Origin of the sequence: Rhizobium sp. Root1212 (genome assembly GCF_001424985.1) — a bacterium.
Lineage (GTDB): Bacteria > Pseudomonadota > Alphaproteobacteria > Rhizobiales > Rhizobiaceae > Pararhizobium.
This window is the reverse complement of record NZ_LMDA01000008.1, coordinates 32798-53910: the sequence shown is the minus strand read 5'-3', so window position 1 is coordinate 53910 and position 21113 is coordinate 32798. Positions and strand designations below refer to the sequence as shown.

Annotated in this window: 22 protein-coding genes and 3 pseudogenes; 17 read left to right on the top strand and 8 right to left on the bottom strand. The window is 59.9% G+C overall.

Going from position 1 to position 21113, the window contains the following annotated elements:
- Positions 1–19: 19 nt before the first annotated feature.
- Complete coding sequence (locus ASC86_RS26235) at positions 20–175, top strand: hypothetical protein (RefSeq protein WP_200943800.1); 156 nt, start codon at positions 20–22, stop codon at positions 173–175.
- A 112-nt stretch (positions 176–287) separates the two neighbouring features.
- On the opposite strand, the gene ASC86_RS10575 is transcribed toward ASC86_RS26235, so the two are convergent.
- Entirely contained in the window at positions 288–974 is a 687-nt protein-coding gene (locus tag ASC86_RS10575) for a 5-formyltetrahydrofolate cyclo-ligase (protein WP_056320271.1), read from the bottom strand.
- A gap of 18 nt (positions 975–992) precedes the next feature.
- Entirely contained in the window at positions 993–2147 is a 1155-nt protein-coding gene (gene metB, locus ASC86_RS10570; RefSeq protein WP_056320268.1) for a cystathionine gamma-synthase, read from the bottom strand.
- Positions 2148–2269: 122 nt separating this feature from the next.
- Here metB and ASC86_RS10565 point away from each other — a divergent pair, with 122 nt between their 5' ends.
- Both ASC86_RS10565 and ASC86_RS10560 read left to right on the top strand, forming a co-directional pair.
- Positions 2270–3109, top strand: coding sequence for a LysR family transcriptional regulator (locus ASC86_RS10565; RefSeq protein ID WP_056320265.1), 840 nt, complete (start codon positions 2270–2272; stop codon positions 3107–3109).
- 1025 nt (positions 3110–4134) lie between these two features.
- Positions 4135–4998, top strand: coding sequence for a lytic transglycosylase domain-containing protein (locus tag ASC86_RS10560; RefSeq protein WP_244477584.1), 864 nt, complete (start codon positions 4135–4137; stop codon positions 4996–4998).
- Positions 4999–5818: 820 nt separating this feature from the next.
- Here the strand turns inward: ASC86_RS10560 and ASC86_RS10550 are convergent.
- Positions 5819–6169 (bottom strand): type II toxin-antitoxin system VapC family toxin, encoded by a 351-nt coding sequence (locus tag ASC86_RS10550; protein WP_056320256.1) that lies wholly within the window; start codon positions 6167–6169, stop codon positions 5819–5821.
- A pseudogene (locus ASC86_RS25110) lies at positions 6170–6414 on the bottom strand (plasmid stabilization protein); the annotation flags it as partial. It abuts the gene before it with no gap.
- A 190-nt stretch (positions 6415–6604) separates the two neighbouring features.
- On the opposite strand from ASC86_RS25110, the gene ASC86_RS26595 reads away from it, so the two are divergent.
- From ASC86_RS26595 to ASC86_RS10535, 6 genes and pseudogenes are all read left to right on the top strand, one after another.
- Positions 6605–6763 (top strand): hypothetical protein, encoded by a 159-nt coding sequence (locus tag ASC86_RS26595; protein ID WP_244477583.1) that lies wholly within the window; start codon positions 6605–6607, stop codon positions 6761–6763.
- A gap of 341 nt (positions 6764–7104) precedes the next feature.
- Positions 7105–7272, top strand: coding sequence for a hypothetical protein (locus ASC86_RS26590; RefSeq protein WP_244477582.1), 168 nt, complete (start codon positions 7105–7107; stop codon positions 7270–7272).
- Positions 7273–7551: 279 nt separating this feature from the next.
- A pseudogene (locus tag ASC86_RS26585) lies at positions 7552–7710 on the top strand (ABC transporter permease); the annotation flags it as partial.
- 13 nt (positions 7711–7723) lie between these two features.
- Positions 7724–8215: an ABC transporter permease subunit gene (locus ASC86_RS27015; protein WP_348270767.1), complete on the top strand. Its 492-nt coding sequence runs from the start codon at positions 7724–7726 to the stop codon at positions 8213–8215.
- Positions 8194–8442: pseudogene (locus ASC86_RS26575) on the top strand (ABC transporter permease subunit); the annotation flags it as partial. The gene ASC86_RS27015 and the pseudogene ASC86_RS26575, both read left to right, overlap by 22 nt.
- 419 nt (positions 8443–8861) lie before the next feature.
- Positions 8862–9485 (top strand): ABC transporter ATP-binding protein, encoded by a 624-nt coding sequence (locus tag ASC86_RS10535; RefSeq protein ID WP_156386994.1) that lies wholly within the window; start codon positions 8862–8864, stop codon positions 9483–9485.
- 703 nt (positions 9486–10188) lie between these two features.
- On the opposite strand, the gene repC is transcribed toward ASC86_RS10535, so the two are convergent.
- The 4 genes from repC to repA form a co-directional block, all read right to left on the bottom strand.
- A complete protein-coding gene (repC, locus tag ASC86_RS10530; RefSeq protein ID WP_056320251.1) occupies positions 10189–11406 on the bottom strand; it encodes a plasmid replication protein RepC in 1218 nt (405 codons plus the stop codon).
- Between the two features lie 173 nt (positions 11407–11579).
- On the bottom strand, positions 11580–12539 hold the full coding sequence (repB, locus tag ASC86_RS10525) for a plasmid partitioning protein RepB (RefSeq protein ID WP_056320247.1): 960 nt from the start codon (positions 12537–12539) through the stop codon (positions 11580–11582).
- Positions 12532–12666 carry a hypothetical protein gene (locus ASC86_RS26890; RefSeq protein ID WP_280136976.1) on the bottom strand — a complete coding sequence of 45 codons (135 nt, stop codon included), beginning with the start codon at positions 12664–12666 and terminating at the stop codon, positions 12532–12534. The genes repB and ASC86_RS26890 overlap by 8 nt, the downstream gene beginning before the upstream one ends.
- Positions 12663–13859, bottom strand: coding sequence for a plasmid partitioning protein RepA (repA, locus tag ASC86_RS10520; RefSeq protein ID WP_056320244.1), 1197 nt, complete (start codon positions 13857–13859; stop codon positions 12663–12665). The genes ASC86_RS26890 and repA overlap by 4 nt, the downstream gene beginning before the upstream one ends.
- A gap of 370 nt (positions 13860–14229) precedes the next feature.
- Here repA and traI point away from each other — a divergent pair, with 370 nt between their 5' ends.
- From traI to trbL, 8 genes are read left to right on the top strand one after another with little or no spacing between them, the layout of a single operon-like run.
- Positions 14230–14856 (top strand): acyl-homoserine-lactone synthase TraI, encoded by a 627-nt coding sequence (traI, locus tag ASC86_RS10515; protein ID WP_056320242.1) that lies wholly within the window; start codon positions 14230–14232, stop codon positions 14854–14856.
- A 2-nt stretch (positions 14857–14858) separates the two neighbouring features.
- On the top strand, positions 14859–15830 hold the full coding sequence (gene trbB, locus ASC86_RS10510; RefSeq protein WP_056320239.1) for a P-type conjugative transfer ATPase TrbB: 972 nt from the start codon (positions 14859–14861) through the stop codon (positions 15828–15830).
- Complete coding sequence (locus tag ASC86_RS10505; protein ID WP_056320237.1) at positions 15820–16197, top strand: TrbC/VirB2 family protein; 378 nt, start codon at positions 15820–15822, stop codon at positions 16195–16197. Before trbB ends, ASC86_RS10505 begins: the two co-directional genes overlap by 11 nt.
- The gene (locus ASC86_RS10500; protein WP_056320233.1) at positions 16194–16478 is read left to right on the top strand and encodes a conjugal transfer protein TrbD; all 285 of its coding nucleotides are present in this window, start codon (positions 16194–16196) and stop codon (positions 16476–16478) included. The genes ASC86_RS10505 and ASC86_RS10500 overlap by 4 nt, the downstream gene beginning before the upstream one ends.
- 10 nt (positions 16479–16488) lie before the next feature.
- Positions 16489–18945 carry a conjugal transfer protein TrbE gene (locus tag ASC86_RS10495; RefSeq protein ID WP_056320230.1) on the top strand — a complete coding sequence of 819 codons (2457 nt, stop codon included), beginning with the start codon at positions 16489–16491 and terminating at the stop codon, positions 18943–18945.
- A gap of 16 nt (positions 18946–18961) precedes the next feature.
- On the top strand, positions 18962–19720 hold the full coding sequence (gene trbJ / locus ASC86_RS10490) for a P-type conjugative transfer protein TrbJ (protein WP_244477581.1): 759 nt from the start codon (positions 18962–18964) through the stop codon (positions 19718–19720).
- A complete protein-coding gene (gene trbK / locus ASC86_RS26230) occupies positions 19717–19920 on the top strand; it encodes an entry exclusion protein TrbK (protein WP_056320225.1) in 204 nt (67 codons plus the stop codon). The genes trbJ and trbK overlap by 4 nt, the downstream gene beginning before the upstream one ends.
- A complete protein-coding gene (trbL, locus tag ASC86_RS10480) occupies positions 19914–21110 on the top strand; it encodes a P-type conjugative transfer protein TrbL (protein ID WP_056320223.1) in 1197 nt (398 codons plus the stop codon). Before trbK ends, trbL begins: the two co-directional genes overlap by 7 nt.
- Positions 21111–21113: the final 3 nt, after the last annotated feature.

The following is a 21113-nucleotide window of genomic DNA, read 5'->3' as shown; positions in this document are numbered from 1 at the left end:
GGGACAAAGGAGACAGACCATGACAGATGCTCAACTCGGCCTCGTTGTCACCACGCCGATCATCATCGGCTTTTCCATCGCGCTGAACCGCATGGGTGTCCTGCAGGCCTATAGCACCGCGATCGCGGTGGTGACGTCCTGCATGATTGCGGCGGTTCTGTTCCTGCAGCAGTAGCGACCGACACCGATCCTATCGCAACGTTTCAATCTCTCCGGTGAGATCACCGTTCCGTCCTACCGGAACGACGTTCGGTGGATCGTTACCACGCAATCCGACGCTGCGGGTATCAGCCGCCCGCCGGTCTCGCCCGAATGACCCCTGTCTCCAGGATGATCATATCCATCGGGATATCGTGCAGTTGCGGATAGATCGTAGCAAGCTTCGCAGCCGCCCAACCGACGCCAATGACGAAGGGACAGGGCCGCAGGGCGGCAAGCGTGCGGTCGAAGAAGCCGCCGCCATAGCCAAGACGATAGCCGGCTTGGTCGAAACCGACGACCGGGGCGATGACGATAGCCGGCCTGCAGGGCCGATGGACAGCCGGGACGGGTATGTTCCAGACACCGCGGGCAAGCGGCTCGCCCGCCTGCCAGAGATGGAATTCCAGCGGGCGCCCCTTCTCCACGACGACCGGCAGCGCCGTCCGTCCGCCACGCGCGCAGATCGCCTGCAGGAGCGGGCGAAGATCCGGCTCGCCGCGAAAAGGCCAGTAGCCACTGACAATTCGCCCCGCCACATCGCCGATTTCATCGAGCAAGCGGGTAGCAATGGCCTCGTCCCCGGCGAGGCGCAGCGCAGCCGGCATCGCAAGACGTTCCGCGATGAGCCGCTCCCGCTCGGCCTTTCGCCAGCGGTGAACATCTTTCCAGGTCTGCAGGTCGAGCGGCCCCGGCAGGCCGGCATAGGCAGGGTCGATTTCGTGCATGAAGCACGCGGGCGAGGCGAAGGTGGCGGGAATGTCGTCGTCTACCATGGCACCCCTCCCCTTAGGTCAGCAGGCCGAGAGCCCTCGGTCGAGCCCGGCTAAAAGATCGTCGATATGCTCGAGCCCGACGGAAAGCCGCAGCAGCCCGTCGCCGATACCCGCTTCGGCGCGCGCTTGCGCACCCATGTCCACATGGGTCATGGTGGCGGGATGCGCCACGAGGCTTTCGACGCCGCCGAGAGATTCGGCCAGCGTAAAGCCCCCGACATTGCGCACGAAACGCTGCACGGCCGAGACGCCGCCAGCAAGCTCGAAACTCATCATGGCCCCGAACCCCCGCTGCTGTCTGCTGGCAAGCGCATGGTCAGGATGATAGGTAAGACCGGGATAGTGCACGCGGGAAACGGCGGCATGGCCGCTCAACCGCTCGGCAATCGCCATGGCGTTCTTCTCCTGCCCCGCCATCCGGGCAAAGAGGGTTCTGAGACCGCGCAGCGTCAGCCAGCAATCAAAGGGGGCCGCGATGGCGCCCGTCACGTTGGCCCAGCGTTTCAGCGCCTGCGCCTCCTCCGCGTCGGCGGCGACGACCGCACCGGCGATCACATCGGAATGACCGTTCAGGAATTTCGTAGTCGAATGCAGCACGAAATCGGCGCCAAGGGACAAAGGTTGCTGTAGGGCGGGAGAAAGGAAGGTGTTGTCGACGACAACACGCGCGCCGGCAGCTTTTGCAAGGGTCGCGAGCGCGGCAATATCCACGACCCGCATCAGGGGATTGCTTGGCGTTTCGATCAGCACCAGCGCCGGCCGGGCTCGGAGCATCCCCTTGAACGCCTCCAAATCCGACTGATCCACCAGTTGGAGCCCTATCTGGCCGAGTGCCACGCGCGCCTTCAGCAGGCGCATGGTGCCACCGTAGCAATCATGCGGGGCAAGAACAGTGCTGCCGGCCGGCAGTCTGTTGATGAGAAGATCGACCGCAGCCATGCCGCTCGGCGTCAGCACCGCGCCCGCACCGCCCTCCAGCCGGGCGATCGCCTCACCCAGCACGTCGCGCGTCGGATTGCCGACACGGCCGTAGTCATAGGCGCGCGGCGTATCGAAATCGGCGAATTGATAGGTGCTGGAAAGATAAAGCGGCGGCACCACCGCGCCAAACGCGCTGTCACTGGCCACGCCATGCGCAGCGGCTACGGTTTCCGGTTGCACATTAATCGCCATTCGTTCGGGGCCACTCCCTTTTAAGACCAAGAAAATGAATGGCTTGTCAGTCGCTGACAAATGAAATTTATTGCCGTTTTCCAGCAAAAATCTTGCGGTTATTTTGGAAACCGGAGGCTCCCATGGACATCGCGATTGCCCGCACCTTTCTCGAAGTGGTGAAGACCGGCAGCTTCGTTGCGGCGGCGGAAAGCCTCAATATCTCGCAGACGGCCGTCAGCGCGCGCATCCGCAGTCTGGAAGAACAACTCGATCGTCCCATCTTTGTGCGCAACAAGGCAGGTGCCCGGATGACGCCGGCCGGCGAGCGCTTCTATCGTTTCGCCGCAACGCTGGTGCAGGTGTGGGAGACGGCCCGTGACACCGTGGCGCTTCCGATCGGGCGTGAGGCGCTGGTGACGCTCGGTGCAGAACTCAGCCTCTGGAACCCGCTTCTGAAGCATTGGTTGCTCTGGATGCGACGGGAACGCCCCAATATCGCGGTGCGCACATCCATCGAAACGGCAGAGCGACTAGTGACATTGGTAGAGGAGGGAACGCTCGATGCCGCCGTGCTCTACGGCGCGCAACGCCGGCCGGGTCTTATCGCCGAACTGCTCTTCGAGGAGCGCCTTGTGCTGGCCCGCACAACAACCCTGAACGGACAGGGAGAGCCAATCGGCATCGATTGGGGCGAGGATTTCGCAGCCAGCATTCGCGCGGCCTTCCCCGACGGACCGAACCCGGCGGTGTCCGTCAGCTACGGCCCGCTCGCCCTCGACTACATCCTGGCGGCCGGGGGAAAGGGCTATTTTCGCGAGGGATTTATTCGCCCGTATCTGGACGACGGACGACTGGAGATCGTCTCGAACAGTCCCGCTTTCGCCTACCCCGCCTATCTTGTCTCCTCGGAAAAGACCGATCCCGCCATGCTACCGCACTTTCGAGAGGGTCTTCGCATCGCCGCCGCAGAGCCGTTTTAGGGTTTCGCTAGAACCTGGGCAGGCATAATCGCCCGGTCGATCTCGGTGCTGCGCGAGCCGTAAGGCAAGGTAGCGATACCACCACCTTCTGGGCGGTCTATTTCGTCAACCTCGGAAGGCGGCGCAATGTCCCTCATCATCCAGCGAAGGCAGGATTTCCCTTGGAAAGGGGCGCATCCAAATCCAAGATTTGTCAAATAAGATATGTGCATTTTCAACGCATAAAACCCGCAAAAACGCACATCGGATTATCACAGAATAATGACTGATAAGATTGCCTTATCGGTCATTCCTCGCCTTATATAGAAAAAGCCGGAAATCATCGGTCAAAACGGTGAATTTCATGCCACATGCAGCTCTGCGCCGCTGCAAGGCACGGCGGCCGCTGACGGCATTTCCGTCGCCGTCGCGCGGCAGCTTCAATGCCCCCTCCCCTCCTCGGCCACCTACAGGACCTCAAAGAGAGCGCCTGCGCCCAGCGACGAGGCCGCCAGCGCCACCAACACACACACACACACGCTACGCGTCCGACTGAAAGCAATTTGCCCGCCTGGGCGCTCAGTTCGGCAAGAACGCGGCGGCAGAACGCCGGGCGATCTGTCCGAGACCGAACAGGCACAAGAATTTGTGGAACCACACCCCATGCCTTGGCCTCGCCTCCTCGACCGAGGTCGACGAAGGGTATCCCAAAAGCAGCACGGTCGCAGCAGCGCTACGATGACCCGCCGCGGCCGGCGGTGCCGCGCCCCTGCAGGATCAATCTGACCAAAGCTGCCGGCCTGTAGAAGTCCGTCTAGTTTGGGGCCGCAAGTGGAGATCTGTCGTGCTCAGACCCCTACGGCTAGATGAGATCGAGCCCCGTCTTCTCTAGATCGTTGAATTTACGCGTTGCGACTTGCCATCGCATTGGGAGGTATCTCCCTCTTTTTTCGCAATGGTGGTATGAGGAAGCGATGTGGAGCGCACGACGGAGATGGGACAGAAGGACACTTGCCCTGCTGGCTGCCGGAGGGCTGCTCTCCAGCATGCCGACGGATGCGGTGATCGCCCAGAGCGAATGGAGCGCGCCGCCCTGTGCTTACTCGATAGTCTCCAGGACCGGAACGCTCTGCGTCCGGGCGGCCAGCTTCAATCGCGACATATGTGGCGCGTTAGCCCGTTTCGCCGGCGAGAACGATCTACAGCCAGATTTCTTTGCCCGGCTGATTTGGTCGGAAAGCCGGTTCCGTCCTGATGCGGTCAGCCCGAAGGGCGCTGAAGGAATAGCGCAGTTCATTCCCTCCACCGCAAGAATGCGCGGCCTATCGAACAGTTACGATGCTCTGGAGGCATTGAAAAAATCAGCCGAGTATCTCGATGATCTGCGCGATCGGTTCGGCAACATCGGTCTGGCTGCCGCAGCCTACAATGCCGGCGAAGGCGGACTTCGGACGTTTCTGAGAACCGGAAGCCTGCCGCAGGAGACCCGAAATTACGTGATTGATATCACGTCCCATCCGGTCGAGGACTGGCGCGACAACCCGCCTACAGCCACCGATCTGCGGCTCGACGGGCAGAAGTCCTTCGAAGACGCCTGCATCGCGCTTGCTGACAAGCGGCGCCTCAAGCCCTTGGAATTTGAAGCGGAGGGCGCCTGGGCGCCGTGGGGCGCCCAACTGGCGGGGCATTTTCAGAAGCCGGTGGCAGTCAGATTGTTCCTGTCGACCGTCCGGTCCCTGCCTGCGCCGCTGAATGCGGAAAAACCGCTGATCCAGAAGGAACGCAATCGTGCCTTTGGGGCAAGGCTGCGATATACGGCCCGTATCGGCCGCCCGACCCGGCAGGAAGCCGAGGCAGTATGTCTCGAAGTCCGCAAGAGCGGCGGTGCCTGCGTCGTCTTCAGGAACTGACCGAGACCAGCGGTTCTAATGTTGCAAACCGTCATACCGCTACCTTCGCTGTCTTGGATTGTCGCGGTAGCCGCAGGATGTTCAGCGCTGCCTGCTGGGTTGGCAGGCAATCGAATGCACCCAGCGTTGCGCCGATGGCGTGATCAAGCAGACCGTCTTCCTGATCTCCGCTACCGCGAGCGTCCCCTGCTCTTCGGTGCCCTCTTTGCGCGCCCGTCTTGCCATCCTCCGCCGAGATGGCCGGTGCGACCGCTTTCCGCACCATCCTTAGCAAGCTCTCTAGGTCTTGATCGGGGCACGGCCAGCCGAGTCTTTCGACGTTTCCTGCCCTCCCCTTCCCTGCTGTCAGGCCGTGGCTTTCGGCAGCGTGTCCTCAAACCGCTCGTGCTGTGGACCGTCGAGGACAACTGCGTCTATGTTCTCGCAGGATGTGATTTGAAGTCGGAGCGGGATGTTGTTGCCCGGCTCGATCTGGTTCATGAGCCAGCCGACACAGTGGGCTTCTTGTCCCGGTGGGTCTTCGTGGGCAGCCATGGCGCGGCCGGTGCCCAGCAGCGATCCGGGTTCCGCGATGGTGCTGTCTAGAGAGCGATGCGGTTCCTCGCTGTAGCCGTCCGGGATATCGTGCGGGCTCGTTGAGACCTTCCAGGGACATTTCTCGCACTGCCTGACCCGCTTCAGCTTCCCATCATCCCGAATTCTACCTCTAGCATAGGCTCGATTTAAAGCCAGACGTTAGCTCGTCTAGGTAAATTTAATCGCGGAAGGATATCATTCGCCCCTCCCCGTTCCGGCGCGTAAGTGTGGAGCCCACTAAGCCTCAGAATTCCCACGGAGACGTGAGTTCGAGCCCTGTCATCTCAAAGTCCTTGAGATTACGCGTCGCAAGGCGCCCACCATTCACCCGAGCGATTGCCGCGATCATTCCCTCTGGTGCTGACATGCCCCATCCCTTTCGAGCCGCGAAACGATGGCGCCATTCATGCAGCCCCTGTTCCAATCGGTCGGCGCGCTGATCCGGTCGGATTTTCTGTATACCGAAAGATATCTCGGCGATCGTCACTGTGGGCAGCGCCAATTCTGCGTCGAACCGTACCAGCCAGGCTATGACTGCTTCGCTTGGTTCTTTCTTCAAGGTCTCCGAAACGACGTTGGTCTCGAGAAATATCAAAAGGTCGATACCCTTATGAGGATGACGATTTTCGCGAAAAACGGCTTCCAGATCGATATCCGTGCCGGCAGTTGTACTCAACGAGAATAAAAGCTCGACGCAGGTTCGCGTCCCGCCTCGCGGACCTCATAGGCTTCAAGCGCACGCTCAACGACCTCGGCGATCGACTTGTTCTCACGGCGAGCGAGCCTGTGCGCCAAATCTCGGGCCTTGGAGCATCGGACAGAAAGTTGTGGTGCGGCCATGACGATCTCCTTTCCGGCCGAATATAGGCTCCAATCACAATGCCATCAAAATGGCACAAGATGGTAAGCCATTTACACGAGCCGTCTCCAGCCATTATAACAAATCTCAAGGTCTGTAGCGGCTCTCGCTAATGTCGGTCATCCGGACGGCATCGATTTCGACCTTTATACCTCCGATTCCTATCGCGGCATGATGCTGCTTGCCCAGGTGTATGCCCGGATGGCGGCCGAGGCCGGCATCCGGGTCAATGTCATCACTTCGCCGGCTGAAGGCTATTGGGACACGATCTGGCTGAAGAAGCCAGCCATCGTCTCCTACACCAGCGACGCCCGCCGGCCGAGGCCCTGACACTATCGCTGAACAGCAAGTCGGAATGAAACGAGACGCACTGGAAACGCGACGACTTCGATGCCCTCTTCGTCAAGGCCGGCCAGACCGCCGACAAAGAGCAGCGCAACGAGCTCTACCGCGACGCCCAGCGCGTGATCGCCGAGGAGGGCGCCATGATCCTGCCGGTCTTCACCCCGGTCGTTGCCGGCCTACGCAAGGATTGCAGCGGTTACAAGCCGCATGTCGACGTAAACCGCATCGACTATACCGAACTGAGCTGAGCCGAATAAAACCCATCCGTCCTCCCGGGACAGTTCACATCCACGGGGCGCATCCGCCCCGTGGAAGAGGATAACTGCATGACCATGTCTGCCCTGAAGCCCTTTATCGGCTGTTTCGCCGCGGCGCTGGTCTGCGATATGCGAGATGTCTCGCAGTCCCACCCCGCCCGCATGCCGCCTTGCGGAGAAACTGCCGCCGCTCAACGACGTTCAACCGGAACGCGTGCCGATCCAGACCGCCTGTGAAGTCGAGCTCGCCTCCCCCCGATGCGCTCGCCGATCTGCTGCCTGCCCTTCACATCACCCGCAGCTAGGCCCTTCCCTTTGGCGGACAGGCTATGACGGCTGGGCTCAGAAAGGTAGCGACGCCGTCATCCACCATGCGCCGTGGCTACTGCATGCCACCCTCTCCGCGGACCGACCTCTCGTGCTTCTCTACATCTGGGAGGGCGATCTCGATACCGACGCCGCCTTCATTCCCGATCCGATGATGGCGGACACCGCCCTATTGCCGGTGGGTGCGACATGAGTATTTTCCTTCTTCTCGTCAGTCGGGTGCTGTTTTCGGCCTTGACGCTTTTTCTGGTTTCGGTCCTGATCTTCCTCATCCTCGAGGCACTGCCGGGTAACGTCGCCACCCGCATCCTCGGTCGCGAGGCGACCGCCAAGGCGCTGGAGGTGCTGCGCAGCCAGCTTCATCTCGATCAGCCGGCGCTGGCGCGCTATTTCGAATGCTTGGCGAATTCCTGCGGCCCGCGCATCGCCAACACGCTGCTGCTCTCGCTCTTCGCCTTCGCGATCTATCTCGTACTGGCGCTGGTTCCCGCGATCATACCGGCCGTGCAAGACGATCGACAACATCATCTCGGTCATCACCCTCGTTCTGCTGTCTCTGCCCGATTTCCTGGTGGCGACGATCCTGCTCTTCGTCTTTGCCGTTGCCGTGCCGGTGCTGCCGGCGCTCGCCAACATTTCGGAAAACAGCAGCTGGCAGGAGATGTTGCGCGCCACGGTCCTGCCGGCCGTGAAGCTGGCGAACATGATGGCTGTCTATGCCATCCGCGTCTTGCGCGACAGCCTGATCGAGGTGCTGCGTTCGGACTATGTCAGGCTTGCCGAACTCAAGGGACTTGGCCCCGCGCCGCGCTTTTCCGCCACGCGCTTCCCAATGCCATCGTGCCGGCGCTGAATGTCACCGCGCTGAACCTCGGCTCCCTGACGGGCGGCGGCGTCATTGTCGAGCGCGTCTTCTCCTATCCCGGTTTCGGCACACTGCTGATCGATGCACTGCAGCTGCGCGATATTCCGCTGATCAAGGCCACCGTCATGATCAGTGCCGCCGTCTATGTCACCGCCAATCTGATCGCCGACGTTCTCGCCGTCCTGCTCCAACCGCGTCTAAGGACCAGTCGATGACCATGATGATGTGCAATCCGTCACGGCGTTCGGCCCGGCTCGACCGTTGGCACGCGACGCCCGGCCGCTTTAAGGTCGGCGCCGTCATCCTCGCCGCCCATGTGCTCTTTGCCAACCTCGGCGCAACTGGACGCCTTGCGGCTTTGCCGAAATGGGGGCAGGGCTGCCGCTCTCCGGCATGTCCCTTCAGCATCCGATGGGCCTCGACCAGATCGGCCACGACGTCTTCAGCCGCTTCATGCACCGAGCGCATGTGCTTCTCCTGTCCTTCAGCGGCACGATCCTCGGTTTGCTCTGCGGCTATATCGGCGGCTGGTTCGACGAGATCACCCAGCGCGTCGTCGAGGCTATGATCAGCACTCCCTTCCTGGCACTGGCGCTGGTGCCGGTGCTCATCGTCTTCGTCTTTGGCCTCGTCTATGCACCGCGCATCACCCGCATCGCCCGTGCCGCAGAACTCGACGACCTCGCTCAGCCCCGGCATGCGGGTTGGCGCGCAGCTTCGCGAGATGATCGCCACCCATCGCGCACTGCCGCAGGGCATGACGATGAAGCGTCGCATTGTCGAGCTTTTCGCCCTCGTCGGCCTGCCAGATGTCTGCCACCGCTATCCATACGAGCTTTCCGGCGGACAGCTGCAGCGCGTGACCATTGCGATGGCCGTCGCGTGCAATCCCGATCTTCTGGTGCTTGGCGAGCCCACCACCGGCCTCGATGTCACCACCCAGCGCCAGATCATCCAGCTTCTAGGCGATCTGCGCACGCGCATTGGCATGGCGACGCTGTATGTTACCCACGATCTCGCTTTGCTCGCCCAGATCGCCTATCACATCGGCGCCATGTATGCCGGCCAGCTCGTCGAGGTCGCGCCCTGCGAGCAGGTGCTCTCAACGCCGTCGCATCCCTATTCCCGCGGCCTCATCGCCTCGATCCCGACCATGGATGGCGCGGCGCGGGCGGGGCCTGCGCAGCGTGCTGCGCCCGACCAGCTGTCGTGCGGCTGCAAGTTCGACCCGCGCTGCGATTTCGCAACCCCCACCTAGTTTGCCACCCCGTGTGGCCGCTCTCTACCGCGGCGAGCTGATGCAGCTTGCGGATACCGCGACGCTCTTGGCCTTGCCTCTCCACTCCTGTGGCTAAATGCTCCTGGAGGCAGCAACTGCGCTTAGCAAGGACCACTATGTCTCGCGCCCGCCGGCGATACCGTCATCGAGGCCCGTGCCTGACGTCGGCTGCTGTCCTCTCCAGGCTTCGTACTCTGCCACGTTCCGACCGAAAGGCTGGAGCCCCGGAGCGGATCACCGCGCGCGATGCCGGGGAGACTTGGCGCCACCGGTGCATGACGGATCGGGCGCGGGGAGTTTCCTTACTCGTATTCTCTTCCATTCCTCCCGTGTAAGGCAATGCCCGGAATGGATGACGATGACATCACTGACAGGTGCCCGTCGCTTCGTCGCACGACAAGGCGGCCGACGAGGTCATGCTTGTGGCCTCTTGTCCCTGCCCCGCCCATATGCGCGATGCCGCCCCACCGCGCCCCAATAGTAATCTGTCCCTGCCTTTGCCAAGCAACCAAAGACAAGATGTGAAGAAGCCTTCCCCCACTTGGCAACCTGGTTTTCGGCCTCTCATTTCGGCTATCGAAAGTATCGATGCGCTTTGGACAAAAGTTTCCCGCCGGAAACTCATGACATTATTCCTTTTATTTCAGTGGGTTAGCTCTAAAAATTAGCCAAATTCGTCCTTCTATGCCGACACTTTCGATGGAACTGCGTTCGCCCGTAGCTGAGCGAAAAGCATAGGACCCAGAGAAAATTCACCTCGCCGCGCCTTCGCGGTCAGATCCCGAAGATAGCCCCCGGCCGAGTTGATGTGGCCCGCTCGCTCCAAAATGCAGGCGATGGCGATTGCAGCGCCTGCCGGCCCCATAGCTTCGCACGCCTCCTCGTAAGCCGACGGGCTGACACCCAGCATTGACCGGACCGTGACCGAGGCAGACATCATTTCGCGCCAAGTCGCGATAGATCCGCCCGGACCGAAAGTACCGATTTCCGGGCAGGCGCGCAGTACCATCGACAACGGGAATAGCTCCGGTTCGTCTTTCCGCTCTGCCTGCTTCTCTGGCCCGGATTTTTCTCCCTGCTTCTTTTCGAAGCGAGGTTCAAGTTCATTGCAAGATTCGGTATTTGAATTCTGTATGTGGCATCGGTTTACGATGGCATTGCCATCGGATTTTGCGATTTCCTCGTTTGTTTCCAACATCCTGGAGACTTCCTCGTGCAGAAGGCTCATCTCGTCGAGGCTCGATTCCACATCTCGCAAGGTCGGGCGGCGGGCGAACCGGCCTACAATGTCGATGAAGCATGCTTCCGCGGCGGCCCAATCACCAGGAACATTCTCTTCCATCCCGACAGTGATCAGCTTGCGGACGTCGCGGCGCACAATCGTGAGGCGGTCCTTCGTGATGCGAAAGCGACGTTGTTCCGCAGCTACGTCCTGAGAAAGAGCAGCAAACTCGCTGGCGCGTGCAACCAAGGGCGCGAGGCTGAAGCCGTACGCATCCTCGATGTCGCCTTCCTCGCCTTTTCGTGCGTAACGCTTCCCGTTTGGGCTATCCTTACGGATAATGATGCCGGCCTCCACAAGCGCGCCGAGGCATTTTCGAAGGGTCGTCCCGGCAATTCCATTTGCCCGAGCCGAAAGCTGCGCATTCGAAGGAAAGACGATGAGGTTCTTCTCACTGCTGAGCTCCACAGCAGGGAAAAACGATACTAGCGCATTCAAGATCGCCAAGGCCCGATCCTGGAGGCCGAGGCGCGAACGGGCATCGCTGATGTCGCGAAACACACGCCACTTGTCTACGGAGCCGTCTCCAACGGCTTCCTCAGTCTTAACCTGATGCTTCACCAAGGCGAGCGTCATCGGCCGCCGCCCAAAAGGCGTCGTTATATATCCCGTTTCCATATCCTTCACCTCTCACAAGGCAAAGAAAAGGCTACGCCGGTGCGGCGTTAACTCTTGACTGTGATTCCGGGAAATGCGATTCTCTAAGCGACCAAACTGAGAGAGGCCTTCTGGAACACCGTTTCGGAGGGCTTTTTCTTTGCTCTACGGATCCTTTCCTGTGCTCGAATTATCTAACGCTTCGTTTTCTTGAACGAGGCATAGATATCGGGGAGAACCGACATGAGGTATTCCCCGAATTCAGGGGCGGCCTTCTTGTCGATCACCAATGTTAGCTTTCGCTTGTCTTGGGAGAAAGTCGCTGCCTTGACGCCATCGTCGGCGTGCCAGACCTCCACTTCAACTTTCCCTTTCTTCGTTTTTTTCGGGGCTGCAGCATCAAAGACGCGAACAAAACGCTCATCGGAGGGGAGGGCCTTTACCTCCGCGTCGGACAATACCTGCCGCGCCACGTCGACCGCGGTTTCCTTGCCTAGCCGGGTGGCCAGCTCGACCCAGCGATCCCGGCCCGTTTTTGGCGCTGCCCCGATCGCGCGAATGATATCGGCCGGCAACTGTGTCGCTGCCTGAACCAGACGGGACAAATTACTTTTATCTACAGCCAGTGCAGCCATGATAACAGATCGCTTGAAGCCATTTGCCTCGAGCTGAGCCGCATAGAGAGCGCGTTCAATGAACGACAGATCCTGTCGCGCGCTGTTTTCCTGCCCCTGAGCTAGTACGAGCTCGTCATCGCTCAGTGCCCGAACTGCTGCTTTGATCTGAAACCCAGCCGCTTTGACTGCGCGGAGACGGCGGCGGCCGTAGGCTATCTGGTAGCGGCCTTCGACTGATGGGTGCGGCCGTACGAGAATCGGAACCTGCTGGCCATTCTCCCGGATGTTCCGCGCGAATTCCTCAAATTGCTCCCCATCTTCGTCGAGGCGATCCGTTACCGAAGGTGCATCGATCAGATCCGGGTCGAGGTCGACGAGAGATTGGGACTTCAACAGCTCGATGGAACGAGAAACGGCCCCGATCGCTCCGCGTGGAGCATACTGAGGCGGCGAATGTTCGTGAGACTGAGACCCATTATTGCTTTCCAAGTGCGACTTGGGTCCGGCGAGGTCGGAGAGAAGGTGTTTTCTAGCCATTTTCTGCTCCTTTCTGCGCATCGAACGAGGCCAAATCAATGAGCGTTTCTAGGCCCTTGGATTCGAAGTTTCCGGCCGGAAACTCTTCAGCGCTGTCAGTCCAGAGCAATCCGTTGGTGAGCATCACTTTCGTCCCCATGATGACTGAATTAGTTGCTCGATCTCACCGTTGACGCTGTCGAGCGATTCCATCGCACGGTCGTAAGTGGCGCGGGTGAACTGGTCACGACTCACTTCATAAAGGGTTTGCTTGGTGATGCCTGCGTCCGAGATAGCCGTACTCTTCAGCATCGGGTGATTGAGAACGTGATCGCCAAACATCGTTCGCATAAAGGACACCATTTGGTTCTGCGGCCCATCGCCGGGTTCGTAGCGCGTCACCAGATAACGCATCCAATCGTAATTCATGCTTCCACCGGCATCCGCAACGACGCTCAGAAGCTCGGAGGTCATAAGAAGAAACTGGCACATCGACATGACGTCCAGCATCTGCGGGTGGACCGTCACGAGAACTGCTGTTGCAGCGCAAAGCGCTGAGATGGTGAGAAAGCCCAGTTGTGGAGGGCAATCCACAACGACGACGTCATAGTCATCGGCAACAGACGCGATCGCGTCATCCATGCGTGTGAAGAAGATGTTCTTGCGATCGTTCGAGCCCAGCACTTTCGCAGTGTCATGCTCGAATTCCATAAGCTCAAGATTGCCGGGAACAAGATCCAGGTTGGTGAAGTAGGTTTGCTTAATGACGTCCTTCAGCGGACGGCGCTCGCTGTCATATCGAACCGCTCCATACAGCGTTTCGTTGTCCTTCACGTCAAACTCCGGCTGAAACCCGTGTAGAGCAGACATGCTGGCTTGAGGGTCCAGATCGATCGCGAGAACCCTGTAACCGTTGAGCGCAAGATATTGGGCAAGGTGTGCTGCGGTGGTCGTCTTTCCGGACCCGCCCTTGAAATTGACCGCAGTTATGACCTGGAGATGCTCATGCCCCGTCCGCCGGGGCGAATAACGACGGTCGCCCTTGCCGTTTTCATCAAGGTACTCACGGAGGCCCTGGATCGTTTCAACCGAGTAGGACCGACGATTGTTGTTTCCGATCTCGGGTTGTGGGCCTTTGCCTTCCAGAGAGAGGTGTCGGAGGTAACCATCATTCACGCCAATTAGCTTTGCGGCCTCCGTAGAGGAGAACGACCGAAGTGTCTTGCGAGCTTCAGGCGGATAGAGCTTGACACGATGCTCGTGCAGCGCGCCCGAGAGATCTCGCGCATGAGCGGCTATCAGTTTATGGATAGCTTTTTGAAGCTGGGCGGGATTCTCCACGACGTCCTCTCGTACACACGGTAATTTTCGTAAACACAGTAATTTGCCGTCGATGATCAACCGATTCCACCGGGTTTTGCAAGATATTTTAAATTAACCACTCGTTAACGAGCATTGTACCGATGCACGGGACTTGCGGTGAAATCCGAAGATTCACATTATAAATCTGTAGTTTAAGGCCGATGAGACGAGGGTACCGGCAAAAACTCCGCTAACACTTTTGCTAGCGCCCGATGCCTACCCACCCAGACAAGAAGCGGCCGAACTCGTTGCGCAGGGTAGAATCAGCCGCTAACACTTTTGGCAGTAGATCGAACTTCGCAGCCTCGGCAAATCTCAAAGCGTCACCAACGCATGGGAGATTTGCTCGATGCGAGTCATCGCCGTCAAGAACCCGAAAAGCGAAGCCGCGAAAAACCTCGTCCACGAAATGCACCTGCTTCGCGCTCGCATTTTCAAAGACCGGCTGGCGTGGGATGTTTGTTGCTCATCCGGTCTGGAGACTGACCAGTTCGACGAACTGAAGCCCGTCTACATCCTTTGTCTCGACACGGCCCAAGCGGTGATTGGATGTGCACGCCTCCTACCGGCATCGAACGGTACGATGCTCGAGGAGGTTTTCCCGCAACTTCTCGACGCGGGACGCTTACTCACGCACCACCGGATGATCGAAAGCTCCCGCTTCTGTGTGGATACAAGCGTAGTCGCTGACCGGGAGCAGGGCGGTCTCCATTCCGCCACGCTCGCGATGTTTGCCGGGATCGTGGAGTGGAGCATCCTTAACGGCTACCGGGAAATCGTAACTGCGACAGACGTGGGGCTCGAGCGCATCTTCCGACGCGCGGGTTGGCCGCTGAGCCGTCTCGGGCCACCCTCACAGATCAACGAAACAAGAAGCGTCGCCGGTCTGCTGCCAGCAGACTGGCAGAGCTTCGATCTCCTGCGACCCAGCAGCTACGTTTCGAATTTCAGAATCCCTCAAGAAGAGGAGGCCTGATCATGATCGGGGGCCAGAACCGCTCACTGCCACGTCTCGTCAGTAAGCTGCAAAATGCATTGGGAGACAGCCTTTGCGTGGCACTCGACGATCCGAGCGTCGTAGAGATCATGCTCAATCCGGACGGAAAGCTCTTCATCGAGCGGCTTGGACACGGCATGGCTGCAGCAGGCGAAATGACGCGCTCCGCGGCAGAGACTGTCATAGGCAGTGTTGCCCACGTGCTAAACTCCGAAGTCGATGGCGAGCGCCCGATCGTTTCCGGTGAGCTACCGATCGGAGGCCATCGCTTCGAGGGGCTTCTGCCGCCGGTCGTGTCAGGTCCGTCGTTTACCATCCGCCGTCGTGCCTCGCGCCTTATTCCTCTCGACGACTACGTGTCGAACAAGATCATGACCGAGCAGCAGGCCGAGGTAATTCGTAGCGCTATCGCCTCCAAGCTTAACATACTTGTTGCCGGGGGAACCGGGTCTGGAAAGACGACCCTCACAAACGCGATCCTCGCGGAAATCGTCTCAAGCTCACCGGGCGATCGGCTGGTCATCCTGGAAGACACCGCCGAGATCCAGTGCGCCGCCGAGAACGCTGTCAGCTTGCATACCAGCGACGCGGTGGGCATGTCACGCCTTCTCAAGAGCACGATGCGTCTTCGGCCTGACCGCATCATTGTCGGCGAGGTGCGCGACGGCGCGGCGCTCACCATGCTGAAGGCCTGGAATACGGGCCACCCCGGAGGCGTTGCGACCATTCACTCCAACAACGCTCGTTCCGCCCTTCAGCGTCTCGAGCAGTTGACGGCCGAGGTCAGCCACCAGCCGATGCAAGCAGTTATCGGTGATGCGGTCGACCTCATCATTTCAATCGAGCGCACGGCCAACGGCCGGCGGATCCGCGAGATCCTTCACGTGATCCGCTTTGCGAGCGGCCAGTACCAGACCGAATCATACGCAGAGGATAGCCGCGATGCTGCATAAGAAATCTCTCCTCGCCATTGCTCTGATGATTGCAACAGCAATCGCAGCCGCAACGCCTGCCGTCGCCAGTTCCGGCGGGAGCCTTCCGTGGGAGGGACCGCTCGAGCAGATTCAGGAGTCCATTACCGGCCCCGTTGCCGGGTACATCGCTCTGGCTGCATTTGCGATCGCTGGCGGCATGCTGATCTTCGGTGGCGAACTCAACGATTTTGCCCGCAGGCTGATGTACGTGGTTCTGGTCGCCGGTATCCTGCTCGGCGCGTCGACCATCGTCGGCCTATTTGGTGCGACGGGTGCCTCGATCGGCTTGCCAGCCGGGCAGATCGCCCAGTCCAAGTCGACCGGCGAAGGGGAGGGGGCCCGATGAGCCTCCACCGCAACCGCATCCATCGAGCCCTGTCCCGACCAAACCTATTGATGGGCGCCGATCGGGAACTCGTTCTGATTACGGGGCTTGCCGCGGCGATCCTCATCTTCGTCGTGCTAACGGTCTATTCGGCGCTGTTCGGCATAGCGGTATGGATCGTCATCGTCGGCCTGCTGCGCATGATGGCCAAGTCTGATCCTTTCATGCGGCAAGTCTATGCCCGCCATATTTCCTACCAGCCTCACTACCGGCCAACCGCCGCGCCCTGGCGCAGATACTGAGGAGGACCGGATGGCAGCCCTCAAACGATTCCAAGCGACCGGCCCATCTTTCGCGGATCTCGTTCCCTATGCCGGCCTTGTCGATAACGGCGTTCTGCTCCTGAAGGACGGCAGCCTGATGGCTGGCTGGTATTTTGCCGGCCCGGACGCAGAAAGCGCCACCGACCTCGAACGCAATGAACTATCCCGGCAAATCAATGCGATCCTGTCTCGCCTTGGGACGGGCTGGATGATCCAGGTCGAGGCCATCCGGGTGCCGACGGTAGACTATCCCGCGCCGGGCCAATGCCATTTCCCTGACCCTGTAACACGCGCGATTGATGCCGAGCGCAGGAGCCACTTCGGGCGGGAGCAGGGGCATTTCGAGAGCAAGCATGCGATCATTCTCAGCTATCGACCACTCGAATCGAAGAAGACCGCGCTCAGCAAATACATCTATTCTGACAAGGAGAGCCGGAAGAAGTCCTATGCGGACACGGTCCTTCTCGTGTTTCGCAACGCGATCCGGGAACTCGAACAGTATCTGGCCAACACGCTGTCGATTTCACGCATGCAGACCCGGGAGGTGCGCGAGAGGGGAGGGGAGCGGCTCGCACGCTACGACGACCTCCTGCAGTTCGTTCGATTTTGTATCACAGGAGAGAGCCACCCGGTTCGCTTGCCTGATGTCCCGATGTATCTCGATTGGTTGGCAACGGCCGAACTGGAGCATGGTCTGACGCCGAAGGTCGAGAACCGGTTCCTCGCTGTGGTCGCTATCGACGGCCTGCCGGCGGAAAGCTGGCCCGGCATCCTCAACAATCTCGACTTGATGCCGCTGACCTACCGCTGGTCATCGCGGTTCATCTTCCTCGACGCGGAAGAAGCACGCCAGAAGCTCGAACGGACGCGAAAGAAATGGCAGCAGAAGGTTCGACCTTTCTTCGATCAACTGTTTCAGACCCAGAGCAGATCGGTCGATCAGGATGCCATGACCATGGTCGTCGAGACCGAAGACGCTATCGCCCAAGCATCGTCACAGCTTGTCGCATATGGCTACTACACCCCGGTCGTCATCCTGTTTGATGAGGATCGTGAAGCCTTGCAGGGGAAGGCGGAAGCTATCCGGCGGCTGGTTCAGGCCGAGGGCTTCGGAGCTCGCGTTGAGACCCTGAACGCAACAGATGCCTTCCTTGGCAGCCTGCCGGGTAACTGGTACGCCAACATCCGTGAACCGCTGATCAATACGAGCAATCTGGCGGACCTGGTCCCATTGAATTCGGTATGGTCGGGCAATTCAGTGGCGCCGTGCCCGTTCTATCCGCCGAACTCCCCACCGCTGATGCAGGTGGCCTCGGGCTCAACGCCGTTTCGCCTAAACCTGCATGTCGACGATGTTGGCCACACGCTGATCTTTGGACCGACGGGCTCCGGTAAGTCGACTCTTCTGGCGCTGATCGCCGCGCAATTCCGTCGATACGAATTCGCCCAGATCTTTGCCTTCGACAAGGGCAGCTCGCTCCTCCCACTCACGCTCGCTGCCGGCGGCGATCACTACGAGATCGGCAACGACCAGAACGGGGAGGGGAGAGCGCTGGCTTTCTGCCCGCTGTTGAATCTTTCCACGGATGGGGACCGGGCTTGGGCAACCGAGTGGATCGAGATGCTCGTCGCCCTTCAGGGTGTCACCATCACGCCCGATCACCGCAATGCGATCTCCCGCCAGATCGGATTGATGGCGACCGCGCCTGGAAAGTCGCTTTCGGACTTCGTCAGCGGCGTGCAGATGCGCGAGATCAAGGATGCGCTCCATCATTATACCGTCGATGGCCCAATGGGTCAGCTTCTTGACGCGGAAGAGGACAGCCTGACGCTTCGGGGGTTCCAATGCTTCGAGATCGAACAGCTCATGAAAATGGGCGAGCGCAATCTGGTGCCCGTCCTCACCTATCTCTTCCACCGGATCGAAAAACGGCTCGACGGCTCTCCGAGCCTGATTCTGTTGGACGAGGCGTGGCTGATGCTCGGTCACCCCGTGTTTCGCGACAAGATTCGGGAATGGCTGAAGGTGCTGCGCAAAGCCAATTGCGCCGTCGTTCTAGCGACCCAATCGATCTCCGACGCCGAACGCTCCGGCATTATTGATGTGTTGAAAGAGTCCTGCCCCACAAAAATCTGCCTGCCGAATGGCGCCGCGCGCGAGCCGGGCACACGCGAATTCTACGAGCGGATCGGCTTCAACGAGCGCCAGATCGAGATTGTCTCGAGCGCCATTCCCAAGCGCGAATATTACGTGGCGACGCCGGACGGCCGCAGGCTCTTTGACATGTCGCTTGGACAAGTGGCGCTGAGTTTCGTTGGCGCGTCCGGAAAGGAAGATCTGAAGCGCATTCGTGCGCTGAAGGCGGAACATGGCCAGAACTGGCCTGCCTATTGGCTTGAAACGAGAGGAGTTCACGATGCCACGTCGCACCTCAACATCCGGTAACTGGATTGTCGCAACTATGACCGCGGCAATCGTGCTGTCGCCCGGCGGTACGGTCTACGCAGGTTCCGCCACGGGAGGCGCAACCGAATGGACGCAGTTGCTGAACAACGGCGAGCTGATTTCCCTGGTAGGGCAATCCGGAGAGCAAATCCGGAACCAGATCACGCAAATCACCCAGTTGGCGGAGCAAATCCAGAACCAGCTGAAGATATACGACAACATGCTGCAAAACACCGCTCAGCTTCCCAAGCACATCTGGGGACAAGTCGAAAGCGACCTCAATCAGCTTCGCGACATCATCGAGCAGGGGAAGAGCATTTCGTTCTCCATGGGCAATGCAGACGACGTCCTTCACCAGCGGTTCGAAAGCTATGCGGATCTGAAAACCAACCTGCCCAATGCGGAGACTTTCTCGAGCACGTATCAGGCCTGGTCGGACACGAACCGGGACACGATCGGCAGCACGCTGAAGGCCGCGAGCCTAACAGCGGAGCAGTTCGACACGGAAGAGGGCACGATGAGTTCGCTGCGATCCATGTCGGAGTCGGCCGACGGCCAAATGAAGGCGCTGCAGGTCGGCCACCAGATCGCCGCCCAGCAGGTTTCCCAGATGCAAAAGCTCCGTGGTCTGGTTTCCCAGCAAATGGCGATGATGGGGACATGGCTTCAGACCGAGCAGACGGACAAGGATCTCGCCCAGGCCCGGCGCCAGAAATTCTTCAATGCCGACGTTTCAACGATCCCGAGCGGCCAGATGATGGAGCCACGCTGGTGAGCCGCCCGGTCCTGATCGTCGTGGTGCTGGCCATAGTGGCTGCAGCGGCTTTCGGCGCCACTTTCTATCTCGTCCAGGCCAACGCCCCCGCGACACCCGAGATGGGCGAAGAACAACGCATCACACGTGAAAAATTCTTCGGCACAGCCAAGGAACTACCCCCGATCGAGAACGGCCAGGAGATGCGCCCGCGATGGTGAAGCGAAATCTTGAGCAGGCTCTCATTCTTGGGGGAATAGCCTGCCTGATCCTGGCTACCCCAGCCTTTGCACAGCAGGGTCAGGTTCTGACGGAGCTTGAGAATCAGGTATCTACTGCTGCGAAGGGATGGGAGACCACCATCATGGACGCGGCGAGGTCGCTGTTCTGGATCCTCGCCGGCATTGAGGTCGGCATCGTCGCCGTATGGCTTGCCATACAGGCCGCGTCTCTTGAAAGCTGGTTCGCCGAGCTCGTCCGACGCATCATGTTCATCGGCTTTTTCGCGTTCGTTCTCACCCAGGGTCCGACGCTTGCGAAGGACGTCGTCAACAGTCTTTACCAGATCGGTGCGGACGGCGGCTCCGCTTCACCGGCTGAGGTATTCGACGCCGGTATCCGGGTCGCATCCCAGATGTCCGAGCAGGCTAAATTCGGCGTATTCGAGGACAACGCGCTTGCGATCGCCGCCGTTCTTGCCATGGGCGTTGTCGTCATATGCTTTTCGTTGGTGGCGGCAATCTTCGTCGCGGTGATGGTCGAGATGTATGTCGGACTGCTGGCCGCCATGATCATGCTCGGTCTCGGCGGGACATCATTCACGAAGGACTTTGCGGTCCGCTACCTCATCTACGCCTTTGGCGTCGGTATGAAGCTCATGGCACTGGTGATGATTGCGAAGATCGGATCGGAAGTCCTTCTCGGCTTGGCGCAGGCACCGACGGCAGACTCCGATCAGTTCATCACGACGCTGGCGATCGCCGGCATATCGGTTGTCGTGTTTATCATCGCCATGTACGTCCCCAATATCATGCAGGGGGTAGTTCAAAGCGCGTCGGTTTCTAGCGGTATGGAAGCTATTCGCCACGGTGGGCAGGCTGCCTCGTTTGCGCTTGGTGCAGCGTCGCTAGCCACCGGCGCCGTCGGAGCCGGCGCTGCCGCAGCTCAATCCGCCCGGGCCGCGGGATCCTCCGTGGCGGGCGCTGTGCTGCGTGGTATGGGCGCCGGGATCGGATCTGCCGGGAAGGCAGCCGGCTCGGCCGCCAAGGAAAAGGGGATCGGTTCGCCCGGCGCTTATGCCGGCTCGATCATGGGGCTCGCGAACGCCAAGCTCGATCAGAACCGCATCGGACGAAGCGGTCCGAAAACGCCGCCAGAACGAAACGACAAGAAATCAACAGGAAGGCAATAAGCG

Coding starts and splice junctions, on each gene's coding strand:
- ASC86_RS26235 (WP_200943800.1), top strand. CDS start 20: ATGACAGATGCTCAACTCGGCCTCGTTGTCACCACGCCGATCATCATC.
- ASC86_RS10575 (WP_056320271.1), bottom strand. CDS start 974: ATGGTAGACGACGACATTCCCGCCACCTTCGCCTCGCCCGCGTGCTTC.
- metB (WP_056320268.1), bottom strand. CDS start 2,147: ATGGCGATTAATGTGCAACCGGAAACCGTAGCCGCTGCGCATGGCGTG.
- ASC86_RS10565 (WP_056320265.1), top strand. CDS start 2,270: ATGGACATCGCGATTGCCCGCACCTTTCTCGAAGTGGTGAAGACCGGC.
- ASC86_RS10560 (WP_244477584.1), top strand. CDS start 4,135: ATGCCGACGGATGCGGTGATCGCCCAGAGCGAATGGAGCGCGCCGCCC.
- ASC86_RS26595 (WP_244477583.1), top strand. CDS start 6,605: ATGATGCTGCTTGCCCAGGTGTATGCCCGGATGGCGGCCGAGGCCGGC.
- ASC86_RS26590 (WP_244477582.1), top strand. CDS start 7,105: ATGACCATGTCTGCCCTGAAGCCCTTTATCGGCTGTTTCGCCGCGGCG.
- ASC86_RS10535 (WP_156386994.1), top strand. CDS start 8,862: ATGCACCGCGCATCACCCGCATCGCCCGTGCCGCAGAACTCGACGACC.
- repC (WP_056320251.1), bottom strand. CDS start 11,406: ATGGAAACGGGATATATAACGACGCCTTTTGGGCGGCGGCCGATGACG.
- repB (WP_056320247.1), bottom strand. CDS start 12,539: ATGGCTAGAAAACACCTTCTCTCCGACCTCGCCGGACCCAAGTCGCAC.
- traI (WP_056320242.1), top strand. CDS start 14,230: ATGCGAGTCATCGCCGTCAAGAACCCGAAAAGCGAAGCCGCGAAAAAC.
- trbB (WP_056320239.1), top strand. CDS start 14,859: ATGATCGGGGGCCAGAACCGCTCACTGCCACGTCTCGTCAGTAAGCTG.
- ASC86_RS10505 (WP_056320237.1), top strand. CDS start 15,820: ATGCTGCATAAGAAATCTCTCCTCGCCATTGCTCTGATGATTGCAACA.
- ASC86_RS10500 (WP_056320233.1), top strand. CDS start 16,194: ATGAGCCTCCACCGCAACCGCATCCATCGAGCCCTGTCCCGACCAAAC.
- ASC86_RS10495 (WP_056320230.1), top strand. CDS start 16,489: ATGGCAGCCCTCAAACGATTCCAAGCGACCGGCCCATCTTTCGCGGAT.
- trbJ (WP_244477581.1), top strand. CDS start 18,962: ATGACCGCGGCAATCGTGCTGTCGCCCGGCGGTACGGTCTACGCAGGT.
- trbL (WP_056320223.1), top strand. CDS start 19,914: ATGGTGAAGCGAAATCTTGAGCAGGCTCTCATTCTTGGGGGAATAGCC.